General features: G+C 55.3%; 11 protein-coding genes. 10 read left to right on the forward strand and 1 reads right to left on the reverse strand.

The window, feature by feature from the left end; translation table 11 throughout:
* Positions 1–391 precede the first annotated feature (391 nt).
* The 7 genes from EQV96_RS03995 (at position 392) to mapR (ending at position 8,065) form a co-directional block, all read left to right on the forward strand.
* Positions 392–1,384 (forward strand): McbB family protein, encoded by a 993-nt coding sequence (locus EQV96_RS03995; RefSeq protein ID WP_240881394.1) that lies wholly within the window; start codon positions 392–394, stop codon positions 1,382–1,384.
* Positions 1,381–2,175 (forward strand): SagB/ThcOx family dehydrogenase, encoded by a 795-nt coding sequence (locus EQV96_RS04000; protein WP_240881395.1) that lies wholly within the window; start codon positions 1,381–1,383, stop codon positions 2,173–2,175. Before EQV96_RS03995 ends, EQV96_RS04000 begins: the two co-directional genes overlap by 4 nt.
* A complete protein-coding gene (locus tag EQV96_RS04005; protein ID WP_240881398.1) occupies positions 2,172–3,371 on the forward strand; it encodes a YcaO-like family protein in 1,200 nt (399 codons plus the stop codon). The genes EQV96_RS04000 and EQV96_RS04005 overlap by 4 nt, the downstream gene beginning before the upstream one ends.
* Before the next feature lie 10 nt (positions 3,372–3,381).
* Positions 3,382–4,122, forward strand: coding sequence for an ABC transporter permease (locus EQV96_RS04010; protein ID WP_095002368.1), 741 nt, complete (start codon positions 3,382–3,384; stop codon positions 4,120–4,122).
* Positions 4,122–4,862: an AAA family ATPase gene (locus tag EQV96_RS04015; protein WP_095025076.1), complete on the forward strand. Its 741-nt coding sequence runs from the start codon at positions 4,122–4,124 to the stop codon at positions 4,860–4,862. Before EQV96_RS04010 ends, EQV96_RS04015 begins: the two co-directional genes overlap by 1 nt.
* 222 nt (positions 4,863–5,084) lie before the next feature.
* Positions 5,085–6,506 carry a cytochrome c oxidase accessory protein CcoG gene (ccoG, locus tag EQV96_RS04020; RefSeq protein ID WP_240881400.1) on the forward strand — a complete coding sequence of 474 codons (1,422 nt, stop codon included), beginning with the start codon at positions 5,085–5,087 and terminating at the stop codon, positions 6,504–6,506.
* Between the two features lie 146 nt (positions 6,507–6,652).
* Positions 6,653–8,065 (forward strand): GntR family transcriptional regulator MpaR, encoded by a 1,413-nt coding sequence (gene mapR, locus EQV96_RS04025; RefSeq protein WP_095002453.1) that lies wholly within the window; start codon positions 6,653–6,655, stop codon positions 8,063–8,065.
* Positions 8,066–8,185: 120 nt separating this feature from the next.
* On the opposite strand, the gene EQV96_RS04030 is transcribed toward mapR, so the two are convergent.
* Positions 8,186–8,596, reverse strand: coding sequence for a hypothetical protein (locus EQV96_RS04030; protein ID WP_095018837.1), 411 nt, complete (start codon positions 8,594–8,596; stop codon positions 8,186–8,188).
* 189 nt (positions 8,597–8,785) lie between these two features.
* Here EQV96_RS04030 and EQV96_RS04035 point away from each other — a divergent pair, with 189 nt between their 5' ends.
* Genes EQV96_RS04035 through EQV96_RS04045 form a run of 3 tightly spaced genes read left to right on the forward strand, consistent with a single transcriptional unit; the run spans position 8,786 to position 14,559 of the window.
* Complete coding sequence (locus EQV96_RS04035; RefSeq protein WP_095018836.1) at positions 8,786–12,007, forward strand: efflux RND transporter permease subunit; 3,222 nt, start codon at positions 8,786–8,788, stop codon at positions 12,005–12,007.
* Entirely contained in the window at positions 11,997–13,163 is a 1,167-nt protein-coding gene (locus EQV96_RS04040; protein WP_095002363.1) for an efflux RND transporter periplasmic adaptor subunit, read from the forward strand. Before EQV96_RS04035 ends, EQV96_RS04040 begins: the two co-directional genes overlap by 11 nt.
* A complete protein-coding gene (locus EQV96_RS04045; RefSeq protein WP_240881402.1) occupies positions 13,147–14,559 on the forward strand; it encodes an efflux transporter outer membrane subunit in 1,413 nt (470 codons plus the stop codon). The genes EQV96_RS04040 and EQV96_RS04045 overlap by 17 nt, the downstream gene beginning before the upstream one ends.
* Positions 14,560–14,645: the final 86 nt, after the last annotated feature.

Below are 14,645 nucleotides of genomic sequence, written 5' to 3' on the forward strand. Positions count from 1 at the left end.
TTTAATATTTCCAGACAACATATATAAATATCTTTCAAACAAAAAATTTAGATCGCCGCAAGCGCTACAGCGAGTGCTATTAATTAGCAAGTAACACTCCTCTTTTGCTGTAGGAATAATCTCAAACTACAGATGAGGATCTTTGACAATACTGAAATCAAGTATTAAACCTACGCTTGCCTGAGACTTATTTTGGCCCCAGACCACAAAACACAAAACACAAAACACAAAAAATACACTACAGAGCTATCAATATGAACAATAAGTTTGGCGAAATTATTTTCCTGTTTAACAAAGAATCCGACTTCGATGTTAACTCTCAAGTAAATAATGGAGGTTCAGGTAGCGCAGGGGGCTGCGGCGGAAGCGGCGGATGTGGGGGCGGCGGCGGATGCAATGGCGGAAGCGGGGGAAGCGGCGGTTGCGGTGGTGGCAACGCAATAAACCCTCTGCAAGAGGATTAGCCCGTGAGGTTTCTGGCGCCCTACCAGAAACCTCATTTATTAACCATCACGGCGCAACAACCATGAATTTGATCATTTCAGAGTTTCAAGTCATCAAATTAAAGGAGCACACAATAGTCATTTCCGAGAAGGGGGTGACCACTATCAAATCTCGCCCACTAATAAAAGCGCTGCATAAACTGAGCACTCTCACATCAACGCAGCAAACCAAGAAACACATACTGCACACGCTCGAAGAATTCAACCTTGCTCCGGATGAAGCTTTCAGTTTCCTGGAGCAAGCAATTCACATCAAAGCGGTTACTGAAAAACATTTCAAGAAAATTATTATCGCACACGAATGGGGCTGCGAACTCGACAACATCCTCAATTCAGAATTCAAAGAGGCCTTCTTTGCACTCCCCATCAACACACATCTGACCAAACAGACACAGCTAAGCGAAAGCCTCGTCATAATCATGCCAACAAAATATGACCACCATAAGATCAAACATATCTATTTCGAAATCGCAAAAAAGCACCCGGCCTGTTGTCTCTGCGTAGCCTTACGAACAGGTGATTCTTTCTATATCAGCCAACCCTACTTATCCGAAATTGGGGGGCCGTGCCACTTTTGCAATTTTGACAACATAGCTCGTACGGAACGTGTCCGCCCTACCTTTAATAACTGGTCATCACTGTTCAATTTTTGCACCGATAGCCATATTGCCCTGCCTGAACAGCCAATGACAAAACTGCAATTCGCACTGATGGCGGGTTTGTTAGTAGAACGAATAAAGCTCTGGACTTGTCCAGGCTCCGGACATAGAACCCAAGACAGAATCATGTTGTCGTCACACATCAACTTATTTAATGGCCAAATTACCGAAGAACACGTTACCCATTGGCAAATGTGTGACTGCCTGAGGCCTATAAAATGACCACCATGCCACATGACTACTACTTGAAGTTCACAGACAGCGAAGTATTGTCTGACATTCAAGCCTTTCACAACAAGGGAAACTACACCCTTCATAGCGCATTCAAGCATATGAGTTACCTGCACTCACTCACCCCCTTCGACCTGGATAGTTTGACAGGTAAAGAGCTTCATCTGTACCCGGACATGAACCTGTCCACACCCTTACATAGGGCATCAATAACGCATCACGCTTTAATGAGAAATGAATCCTGCGTCACATTCAAGAAGAGCAACATTGCATTCTCGACAATTGAACAGCTCATTTCTCCGTTACTCAACACCCATCCAACCAACCACAAGCGCGGCTACCCGAGCGGCGGGGCACTGTACCCTGTAGAAGTATTTATTTGTTCTTTAAATGAAAGTCCTGAACACTGGCCTTTTGTTGAAAAGGTCCTCCATCTCCTACCTTATTCGCGCGCACTCGAAACTGTACAGAATACTTTAAGCAGCAAACACCTTAAAGACTCAATACTTTGCCCTCCTTCAACCATAGGCACCCCAGCCCTGGCACTTGTTTATGTTGCATACTGGCCTAAAACCCTTTTCAAATATAGATATCGCGGTTACCGACTAGCGCTTATGGAAGCAGGCTCGATGTATATGCTTATTGAGTTACAAGCAAAGGCCCTCGATCTGAGATGTCGTCTATGGTCCGGTTTCACTGATTCGATGCTCTGTAAGTCACTGGGTTTGAATCCAGCGCTTTTCTCCCCTCTCTGCGTCCATTTTATAGGTCAAGGCAAATGAACATTACCTGTATGCATCCCACTCGGCATGTACCAAGAAGACTTTACTGCCAACCTGCTTGCATGTTGGACTTTCCTTCCTGCACTGAAGTCAGTGATGCTTGGTCTGTGGCAGGATCCGGGATCGGCAGTGGATCTAACTCACTGAAAACGGCCTTGGGTGAATACTACGAAAGAAAGCATTTTTATACAGAAATTCTTTCAGACACACAAAATAAGCTCACCTATTCTCTGAGACCGGACGAAGCCTATCAATTTGTACACGCCTTTTCGCAAACGTCTTATCCGACACGTCAGCTGGATAACTTGCTGGAACATACGTACCACTTAACAAAAGTCATACGAATATCTGATCTCACTGAATGCTATATCCCCACGGCATGCCTCTCTTTAACACACTACGGCTTGGGGGAAGACAATACCATTTACCCATTGAGGGACACATGCGGGTGCAGCTTCCACTGGGATGCAAAAAAAGCGATTTTCTGCGCACTCAAGGAATGTCTGGAACGCCAATTCTTAAACCGTTTTTGGCTCACAGCCCACTACCAGAAACGCATAAGCGCTCAATCAATAATAGACCAACTAACGAAAAGTAATATTTTAGCGCTGGCGAGCAGTTTAAACAAAGCGGGAGACATTATTGCTTTTGACATTTCCGACCCCTCATTTCCAGGCCGGTGCATAATCGCGTGTTATGGCCAAAAAAATCGTAGCCATCATGTCAACTATTGTACCGGCATGGCCTATTCAGATACGCAAACACATGCCTTGGAGAAAGCATTCGAAGAATTGTGGCAAACCTACCGATTCATGAATTTATTTACACATTGCAAAGGCGACAAGAACACGCTTAAAGATCCTTACCTAAAGCATTTTTTCAATTGCAACACCTACGAATCCTTCAAGGAAATCACCTCATGCGAAGCAGGCTGTCGTTCTACTAGCCAACTCGCACGGCGATTCACTACAAACGAGTTACTCAACTCATTGGCCCATCAGAAAATACAAGGGTACCTATACTTAAAACCTTCACATATTGAAGATAAGAGATGCGTCTTCTGCAAATTCATATCACCTCAACTCTTTATGCACATGAACAACTCAAGGCATATCAACCTGGACAATGACTACTCTGCCATTTTCCAGGGCGATATTCTCCCTTCGCGCCAAATAAACATGGTGCCCTTCCCTTAGCAGGTACCACATGCACAAGAATACAGGATCTCGAGCCTTTCAACTGGCTATGATTTTTATCAAGGAACAGCTCAAGGAACCGACTGCACTGTTCTGGATATTACTGTCGCCCGGTGCTGTTTTCTATCTGCTGATCTACTCGAAAGGAGACGATAATTTCAATCAAGATTACAGCGCTGTCACCGCATGGTTTTATGCCTATATATCTTCAAGCGTAGCGTTCTTTGGATTTTCTTTTTATATCATTGGCCGTCGAGAAAGTGGTTTCATCCGTTCATTCATTTATACGCCACACGCCAGAGCAGTGTTCCTGATAGCGCAACTCATCGCTTACTCCACAATCGCCTGCTTGTACTGCTTGTTTTTTTACATGATGACACGGCTCCCTTTTGGGGGTTACTCCACTTATGAAGCCTCAATACTCATGATCCGATTTTATAGTTGCTTTATTTTATTCTGCTCACCCGGCCTGCTCATTACCGCACTACCACTCAACTTCCAAACGGCCAACGCTGTTTTTTCAATCTTATCTTTTATCATGCTTGCCCTCGGGGTAGCACAAGCTGCCCTTCCTGAACCCACCTATTTCCCAATTGAATTATTCAACCCTCTAAGCCTTGGCAAAAGCATTATGCAACAGGGCATACAACCGCTATGGAAAATCATTATCAGCATTTTTGCGACCTTCATCATCGCCTTGTTATTGGCCTGCAAGTACTTGCGTATCAATCCAGTATGGAGCCGCTACTAATGAGTATTTTACAGGCAGACTGCATTGATTTCCGCTACCCAGAAAAACCGCTTTTCAGCCAAGCTAGCCTGCAGGTTTGCTCAGGCTCAATGACTGGTTTACTAGGACCTAATGGTGCAGGCAAGACCACGTTCTTTGATATTTTATGCGGTTTAAAAAAACCAGATAATGGCCAGATCATAAACCCTTTTACTCAACAACTTTATTTATCTCAGACACTAATGACACCTCCCGCGTTGCGCATGTATGACATTTTCAAAATGACGGCCTTACTCTGCTCGCCCGCCCCCATTAACAAATGCCATATACAAGAGAAGCTGGCCCGTTGGAGCCCTCGAATCCTTGACCGCTATAACGAGATCTGGAGCAAAAAATCCTCTCTGTGCAGTTACGGTGAAAAACGCTGGTTCTTCACCGTTTCACTGCTGTCGGTCGCAGCTGATTTCTACATTTTGGATGAACCCACTGCAGGGGTAGATCCGGAATTTCGCTTTCATATCTGGCAATGCCTGCGCGGTGCGGCACAGGACGGGGCGGCAATCCTTGTGTCCTCGCACAATGTCGATGAAATCAGCGAAAACTGCCAAGGCTTTTACATGATCAGCCAACAGAAATTCCTACACTTTGAAGACGGTGAAGCGTTCAAATATCACTATCAGGCCAGCACCCTCGATCAAGCCTTTATCAAGGCCGCATGTGGGGCTGACATGCACAAGTCATCACAACCCATCAGACCGTGATTCGCAGATTTTCTTGACCCCGATCACCCCCTGTACCACCCAACTGCGTTACAGGCGTGCAAAGCCAGCAAAACCGGGGCAGAACCTCGGGTGCAGCCGATTGTCGCAGGCCGCCTGAAAGCGCCATCTGATCCGCTTTTAATTCAAATAACTGAGTCTGTTATGCAAACAGTTCGCTGGGCATAGTGCTCGGGCCTGATGGAGGCTGATGAGCGAAAGACCATGAGCGAACAAATTCCCGTCCAGATACTTGAATCATTTGAGGCTCCCCGACCAAGAGCCGCAAAAACCAATAACAAGTCCAGCGACAACCTGATTCATACCCGCAGTTTCACCGGCCTGTTTCGCACACTGCGAATCGTGGGAGCAGGCCTGTTGTTTTTACTGTTCTTTGGCACCGTATGGCTCAACTGGGACGGCCGTCAGGCAGTGCTGTGGGACTTGTCTGAAAGCAAGTTTCATATATTCGGCGCTACCTTCTGGCCGCAGGATTTCATCCTGCTTTCGGCACTGCTGATCATTGCCGCCTTTGGCCTGTTTGCAATCACGGTATTTGCCGGGCGCGTATGGTGTGGCTACACCTGCCCGCAGAGCACCTGGACCTGGCTGTTTATGTGGTGCGAAAAGATCACCGAAGGTGACAGAAACCAGCGCATAAAGCTGCAAGCAGCGCCCTGGCGCCTGAACAAGATCCTGCGCCGAACGGCCAAGCACTCGTTGTGGCTGGCCATCAGCGTGATGACGGCACTGACCTTTGTCGGTTATTTCACCCCGGTACGGCCACTGGCCACAGAGCTGCTGACCCTGGAGATCGCCGGTATCAGCCTGTTCTGGATGCTGTTTTTCACCGGCGCCACCTATATCAGCGCCGGCTGGCTGCGCGAGGCAGTGTGCATGCACATGTGCCCGTATGCACGGTTCCAGAGCGTGATGTTCGACAAGGACACCCTGGCCATTTCCTATGATGTGGCCCGCGGCGAAAACCGCGGCCCGCGCAAACGCGGGGTCGAACCCAAGCAGGCCGGGTTGGGTGATTGCATCGATTGCTATATGTGTGTGCAGGTATGCCCCACCGGGATAGATATTCGCGATGGCTTGCAGATGGAGTGCATCGGCTGCGCGGCCTGTATCGATGCCTGCGACTCGGTGATGGAGAAAATGGGTTACGCTCCGGGCCTGGTGCGTTATACCTCCGAGCACGAATTGCAAGGCGGCAAGACCCATCTGCTGCGTCCGCGCCTGATCGGCTATGCCGTGGTGCTGGTGGTGATGATCGGCGCGCTGGTGATGGCCCTGAATATGCGCACCATGGTGTCCCTGGATGTGATCAAGGATCGCGGTCTGTTCCGTGAGAACAGCCAGGGCCAGATCGAGAATATCTACAGCCTGAAAATCATCAACAAGACCCAGGAGCCTCAGCACTACCGGGTTTCGTTGCAGGACGGCGAGGATTTCCAGTTGCAGGGCAAAACCGAACTGACCCTGGCCCCCGGCGAGATTGTCGACGTACCGGTGTCTGTGGCCCTGCTGGCCGAGCGCCCGAAAAGCAGCTCGCAGACCATCGAGTTTGTGGTCACTGACACTGATGAACCGAGCGTGCGCAGTGTGGCCAAAAGCCGTTTTGTTGCCCCGCTGAACCGTTAAGCTGCAAATACTTTGTGTGGGAGCGGGCTTGCTCGCGACAGGATTGCTGCGGTGTGTCAGGCAAATCGCAGTCAGGCCATCGCGAGCAAGCCCGCTCCCACACCATTGCCCCGCCAGTAACCCAACGCCGGACCGAGCCTTATTCCATGAAACGCTACGAAAAATTTGCCGACGATATTGCCGAACTGATTCGCTCCGGGGTGCTCGGCCCCGGCCAGCGCGTGCCTTCGGTGCGCTATGCCAGCCAGACCTACGGCGTCAGCCCCTCGACGGTTTTTCAAGCCTATTATTTGCTGGAGCGTCGCGGTTTGATCCGGGCCAAGCCGCGCTCAGGCTATTTCGTCAACACCCATGCACCCAGTCCGTTTTGCGAGCCAGTGTTCAGCAGCCACGTCACCGAGTCCACCCAGGTGGATGTCAGCGCCCTGGTGTTTTCGGTGCTGGACTCGATCAAGGATCCGCACACCGTACCCTTTGGCTCGGCCTTCCCCAGCCCGATGCTGTTCCCTTTGCAACGCCTGGCCCGCTCGATGGCCACCGCCAGCCGCGAAATGGACCCGCGCATGGTGGTGACCGACATGTCCCCCGGCAACCCGCAATTACGCCGGCAAATCGCCCTGCGCTATATGGTCGGCGGGCTGATGCTGCCGATGGAGGAACTGCTGATCACCAATGGTGCGCTGGAGGCCCTCAATCTATGCCTGCAGGCCGTCACCGAACCCGGTGATCTGGTGGCCATCGAAGCCCCGGCGTTCTACGCCTGCCTGCAAGTGCTGGAACGGCTCAAGCTCAAGGCCGTGGAAATCCCGGTGCACCCGCGAGATGGCATCGACCTCGGCGTGCTGGCACAAACCCTTGAGCGCCACCCGATCAAGGCCGTGTGGTGCATGACCAGCTTTCAGAACCCGATTGGCGCGACCATGCCAGAGGCCAAGAAACAGGCACTGGTGAAGTTGCTGAGTGACCATCAGGTGCCGTTGATCGAAGACGATGTGTATGCCGAGCTGTATTACGGTCAGCACCCGCCCAAGCCGGCCAAGGCGTTTGATACCGAAGGGCTGGTGATGCATTGCGGCTCGTTTGCCAAAAGCCTGGCCCCGGGCTATCGCATTGGCTGGGTGGCTGCGGGGCGTTACGCGCAGAAAATCGAGCGGCTTAAACTGATGACCTCGCTGTGCGCCTCCATGCCAGCCCAGGCGGCGATTGCCGACTATTTGCAACATGGCGGCTATGACCGCCACCTGCGTAAATTACGCTATGCCCTGGAAGAGCAGCAAAGCGCGATGCTGGCAGCGATAGGGCGTTATTTCCCGGCACAAACCCGGGTCAGCCAGCCATCGGGAGGGTACTTTCTGTGGCTGGAGCTGCCCGAGCAAATGGACTCGCTCAAGCTGTTTCAGATGGCGTTGGCCCAAGGTATCAGCATTGCGCCGGGGCCGATCTTCTCGGCTACCCAACGTTTTAGAAACTGCATCCGCCTGAACTACGGCAGCCCATGGGACGCTGCCTGCGAAAAGGCCATGGAGACCCTGGGCAAAATCGTCAAATCGTTCACTTGATGCCCTCGTTCCTTCGGTAGTGGCTACAAAGTCTGAAGGACATTTCAACTGTGGGAGCGAGCAGGCTCGCTCCCACAGGCAGGGTTGACCGGCAACAGCGTATCTACAGGGATCGCAATCTCACCCCGGCATACAGGTGAAGTCCGCCGTGTGGGCCACTTCCTTGCCGTGGCCATCCACCAGGCGTGCACTCACTTCAGGCCCCAGGCTCGATTCGATCAATTCGTAATGCTCACCCGCTTTAAACCCGCTGTAGTTGACCTTGCCCTGGCAATCCACCTGGTTTTCATCACCCGTGGCACCTTCATACAGGGTCACGTCCAGCCGGTGGGCACCAGGCGTGACTTCAAAATAGCGGCCATCGTTGATGCTTTTGCCGTCTACACGCTCGGCCATCAGGTCACTGTTGCCCTCTTCCTTCAGTCCGATCCAGGCTTCGCCCGGGTCCTGCTTGGGCATGGGCCCTGCACAAGCCGACAGCAACAGCACCAGGCTCAGGGACGGAATCAGCAGAAGCGGTTTAAGGTTCATCGCAGTCGAGCCTCGAAACAATAGAGTAGGCCGCAAGCTTGCGGCGCCTCGCGCCTTGCGCCAAATGAATGAAAATGAAGGGAATTTCAGCCCTTTCCTAAAGGATCCTTCACGTTGCTGAAAGCTGAACGTTAGGTTTGAGCGGTGAGACTGCCGAGGTTTGCAATTCCACTCCTCGGAGGTTCTGGCATGCTCGGGCTGGTAAAGACCGCACTGCACAAGCCGTACACGTTTATCGTGCTGGCGATTTTCATCTGCATCATCGGGCCACTTGCCGCTGTGCGGACCCCTACTGATGTATTTCCTGATATTGGCATTCCGGTAGTCGCCGTGGTCTGGCAATACACCGGCCTGGCACCTGCCGACATGGCCGGCCGGGTGATCTACACCTACGAACGCTCGCTGAGTACCACGGTCAACGACATCGAACATATCGAGTCGCAGTCATTGCCCGGCATGGGCATCGTGAAAATTTTCTTCCAGCCCGGCGTCGATATTCGCACCGCCAACGCGCAAGTGACCGCCGTGTCACAGACCGTGCTCAAGCAGATGCCGCCGGGGATTACCCCGCCGCTAATCCTTAATTACAGCGCGTCCACGGTGCCGATCCTGCAACTGGCGTTCTCCAGCCCGACACTTTCGGAAGCCAAAATCCGCGACCTGGTGCAGAACAATATCCGTCTGCCCCTGAGCGCCCTGCCGGGCCTGGCCATGCCGACGCCGATGGGTGGCAAGCAACGCCAGATCACCCTCGACCTTGACCCCCAGGCACTGGCTGCCAAAGGCCTGTCCGCACAGGATGTGGGCAATGCCCTGGCAGCGCAAAACCAGATCATCCCGGTGGGCACCGCCAAGCTTGGCACCTATGAATACACGGTGTTGCTCAACAACAGCCCCAAGGCCATCGACGAACTCAATGACCTGCCGATCAAGACCGTCAATGGCGCGCTGATCACCATCGGCCAAGTGGCCCACGTACGTGACGGCTCGCCGCCGCAAACCAATATCGTGCGCGTCGACGGCCATCGTGCGGTGCTGATGCCGGCGCTGAAAAACGGCAATATCTCGACCCTGTCGATCGTCGACGGTATTCGCGCAATGCTGCCGCGCATCAACGAAACCTTGCCGCCGTCACTGAAAACTTCGTTGCTGGGCGACGCTTCGGTATTCGTCAAGCAATCGGTGGGCAGCGTGGCCCAGGAAGGCATCATTGCCGCCCTGCTGACCAGCGCAATGATTCTGCTGTTCCTCGGCAGCTGGCGTTCCACCCTGATCATTGCCGTGTCGATCCCCCTGGCCGTGCTGTCGGCCATCGCCCTGCTGGCCCTGAGCGGGCAAACCCTCAATGTCATGACCCTTGGCGGACTGGCGCTGGCGGTGGGGATTCTGGTGGACGATGCCACAGTAACCATCGAGAACATTAACTGGCACCTCGAGCAAGGCAAGTCGGTGCGCGATGCGATCCTGGACGGCGCCAAGCAGATTGTCGGCCCGGCGTTCGTGTCGCTGCTGTGTATTTGCATCGTGTTTGTGCCGATGTTCATGTTGCAGGGCATTGCTGGCTATCTGTTCCGGCCGATGGCGCTGTCGGTGATTTTCGCCATGGGCAGTTCCTTTATTCTGTCGCGCACTCTGGTGCCGACCCTAGCGATGTTTCTGCTTAAGCCACATGTGCCGGAACAAGGTTCAGGGCATCACCCGGAAGACGGCTACATCAACCATCACGAGGGCGATCAGCACACCCGCCAGCACTCGGCACCAGTGCGTGCACTGCTGAGCTTTCAGGCTGGATTCGAGCGCCGTTTTTCGGCAGTACGGGACGCTTACTACGCCGTACTGGAACTGGCCCTGGCCAATCGCAAACGCTTTCTGCTGGGTTTTATGGCCTGTGTACTGGCCTCCTTTGCCTTGCTGCCAAGCCTGGGCCAGGACTTTTTCCCGGCCACCGATGCCGGTGCCCTGGCCTTGCATGTGCGCTTGCCGCTGGGCACGCGCATCGAAGAAAGCGCTGCGGACTTCGATCGCATCGAGTCACGGATTCGAGAAATCATCCCGGCCGAGCAACTGGACACAGTGATCGACAATATCGGCATTCCGCTTAGCGGCATCGATATGGCCTACAGCAGCAGTGGCACTATCGGCCCGCAGGACGGCGATATTCAGGTGACTCTAAAAGAAGGCCACAGCCCGACGGCTGACTATGTAAAACGCTTGCGAGAAGCCTTGCCGGAGAGTTTCCCCGGCAGCCAGTTCGCCTTTATGCCTGCAGATATCAGCACCCAGATCCTCAATTTCGGAGCACCGGCTCCGCTGGACGTGAAAATTTCCGGGCGTGATGACGAGGCCAACCGCGCCTATGCCCTGGAGCTGCAACGTCGCCTGCAACATGTACCGGGAATTGCCGACCTGCGTATTCAGCAGTCGGTGGGTTACCCGTCGCTGCAGGTCAAGGTGGACCGCCTGCGCGCCAATGGCCTGGGGATTACCGAACGGGATGTGACCAACAGCATGGTGGCCTCCCTGGCGGGCAGCTCCCAGGTGGCACCGACCTTCTGGCTCAACCCGCAGAACGGTGTGTCTTATGGTGTGGTAGCCGCAACGCCGCAGTATCGTCTGGACAGCCTGCCGGCCCTCGAAGCCCTGCCCGTGACCGGCAGTAACGGCCAGTCACAAATCCTGGGCGGGCTGGCGACTATCAGCCGTGTGCAAAGCCCGGCCGTGGTCACTCACTACAACATTCAGCCGACGCTGGACCTCTACGCCAATATTCAGGGTCGCGATCTGGGCTCGGTGGCGGCCGATGTGCAAAAAGTAATTGATGGCGCTGCCAACCTGCGGCCCAAAGGCGCAATCATCAGCCTTCACGGCCAGATCGATGCCCTGCATGAAGCCTTCAGCGGCCTGAGCTTCGGCCTGCTCGGCGCGGTGGTGCTGATCTACTTGCTGATCGTGGTCAACTTCCAGTCGTGGCTCGATCCTTTTGTGATCATCACTGCCCTGCCCGCGGCCCTGGCCGGGATTGTGTGGATGCTTTTTCTCAGTGGTACCTCGCTGTCGGTGCCCGCCTTGACCGGAGCTATTTTGTGCATGGGGGTGGCTACCGCCAACTCGATCCTGGTGGTGAGCTTCTGCCGCGAACGCCTGGCCGAACATGGCGACGCTCTCAAGGCAGCAATGGAAGCGGGCTATACACGTTTCAGACCCGTGTGCATGACCGCACTGGCGATGATGATCGGCATGCTCCCGCTGGCCTTGTCAGAAGAACAGAACGCCCCCCTGGGACGCGCCGTTATTGGCGGTCTGATGCTAGCCACCGTTGCCACCCTGCTGTTCGTGCCCGTGGTCTTTAGCCTGGTGCACGGCCGTGAAAAAAATCGAGCTGCTGCTGGAGAAACTTCCCATGTCGTCTGATCAAAAACCCTCGCGCAAGCGCTTGATATACCTGGGCATCGGTGGCCTGACCCTGGCCGCCTTGCTGGTCGCCAATGGGCTGGCCGCCCGCAGTCGCCATGAGCACGCGGTGAGCCAATGGACCGAAGCGGCCGCACTGCCGATTGTCAACGTATTCCAGCCCCTGCAGAACGCCCATGGCGATACCCTGCGCCTGCCCGCGCATCTGGAGGCCTGGAGCAAGGCGCCGATCCATGCCCGGGTCAACGGCTACCTGCAAAGCTGGCAAACCGACATTGGCAGCAAGGTCAAGGCCGGGCAGGTCCTGGCGGTTATCGACAGTCCGGATCTGGATCAGCAACTGGCGCAGACCCGCGCCCATATGCTCCAGGAGCAAGCCAACGCCCGGCTCGCGGCCACTACGGCCACACGCTGGCAAAATCTGCTGGCAAGCCATTCGGTGTCGCGCCAGGAGGCTGACGAAAAGCTGTCCAATGCTGCCGCCGCCAAGGCCAATGCCCAAGCCGCTGAGGCGGATTACGCACGACTGTCGACGCTGGAAGCCTACAAGACCATTCGCGCACCTTTTGCAGGCACCATCACCGCGCGCAATACCGATATCGGCCAGTTGATCAAGGCCGACACCGACAGCGATACCGAGCTGTTCGATCTGGCCGACACGCACCAGCTGCGCCTGTATGTGCCAGTGCCACAGAACTACGCCAGCGTGATCCGCCCCGGCATGCAGGTACAACTCAGTGTGCCGGAACATCCGGGGCAAATGTTCAATGCAAAACTGATCGGCAACTCGACAGCAATTGACCAGCGCTCCGGCACCCTGATGGCCCAGTTCGTCGCCCTCAACCCTGGTGACGCGCTGATGCCCGGCGACTATGCCGAGGCGCTGCTGTCGATCCCGGCCGATACCCATGGCGTCAGTATCCCGGCCAGCGCCCTGATTTTCCGTGCCCAGGGCACACAGGTGGCAGTGCTCGACAAGGCCCGGCATGTGCATTTGCAAACGATCCATATCGGCCTTGATCTGGGCGAACGACTGGTGATCGATCAAGGCCTTACGGCCACCGACACCGTCATCGACAATCCGCCCGACGCCTTGCGCGAAGGCGACTCGGTCAAGCTGGCCGACGCAGGAGCCCCCCATGCAGCCAAGGCTTAAACGCAGCGCCCTGTTACTGACCCTGGCGTTGCAGGGTTGCTCACTGGCACCAGGCTACAAGACACCCGACCTCAAGTTGCCCGAGCACTACCGTGAGCAAACCAGCGACGGCCCGTGGCACAGCGCGCAACCTGCCGACCAGCTCTCACCACAGTGGTGGCGGGTATACCAGGATGAACGCCTGAACAGCCTGCAACAGCAGTTGCTCAAGGCCAATCCGGATCTGGCCGCGGCACTGGCCCACTCCGATGCGGCGCAGGCGTATGCCAGCCAGTTGCACGCTGGGCTGTTCCCACAAATTACCGCCAGTGGCCAGCCGTTGCGCCAGCGTCAATCGGACAACCGTCCATTGCGCGGCAGTACCCAGCCATCGGTCTACAACAGCAATACGGCGGGGTTTGCGTTGAATTTCGACCTCGACCTGTGGGGCAAAATCCGCAATCAGGTGGCGGCGGGTGATGCTCAAGCCCAGGCCTCGGCGGATGACCTGGCCGTCGCGCGTTTGAGCCTGCAACGCCAATTGGCCAGCCTGTATATGCAACTTGACGGGCTGGATGCGCAGCAGCAAATCCTCACCCGCTCGCTGGATGATTACGCTCAGGCCCTGCAACTGACCCGCTCGCGCTATCAGGGGCAGATCGCCTCGGAACTCGACCTGACCCGTGCCCAAAGCCAACTGGCCGAAGCCGAGGCGCAGCTGGATGACGTCCGCGCCCAACGCAACCTGACCGAACACGCCATCGGTGAACTGGTGGGCGAACCTGCCAGCAACTTTCAGCTGGTGGCCAACTCGCAAACGCTAAACCTGCCTGATCAACCGCGCACCCTGCCCAGTACCCTGCTGCAACGGCGCCCCGACATCGCCGCGGCCGAGCGCCGGGTTTTCGCCGCCAATGCCGGGATCGGCGTAGCCAAGGCCGCCTGGTACCCGGACTTCAGCCTGACCGGCCTGCTTGGCGGGCAAACCCAGGGTAGCGGCAATTTGCTGTCTGCCGGTAACAGGTTCTGGGCGTTGGGGCCGTTGATCAACCTGCCGATTTTTGACGGCGGCAGGCTCGATGGCCAGGAACGCCAGGCCAGGGCCGAATTTGCAGAAGCATCAGCCCATTACCGTAGCCAGGTGCTGCACGCGGTGCGTGAAGTTGAAGACAACCTCGCCCAGCTGCGTGACCTGCAACAGGAAAGCCTCGATGAACAGGCCGCAGCCAACGCCGCCGAACACACCCGGGCAATCGCCACCCACAGCTATGAAGCCGGCGCGGTGAGTTACCTGGACGTAGTCACCGCACAGACTGCCGCCCTGCAGGCCCAGCGCCAGGTGCAGGCATTGCACACCCGACAGTTACAGGCCAGCGTAGGGTTATTGACGGCGTTGGGGGGTGGTTGGCAGGGCTGACGCCCTGCGCATCAGTGGGAGCAGGCTTGCCCGCGATGGCAACACCGCGATTTGCCTGACAGAACGCAGTGCTTGCATCGCGGGCA

This window comes from Pseudomonas sp. TMW22080 (genome assembly GCF_022496745.1).
Lineage (GTDB): Bacteria > Pseudomonadota > Gammaproteobacteria > Pseudomonadales > Pseudomonadaceae > Aquipseudomonas > Aquipseudomonas bubulae.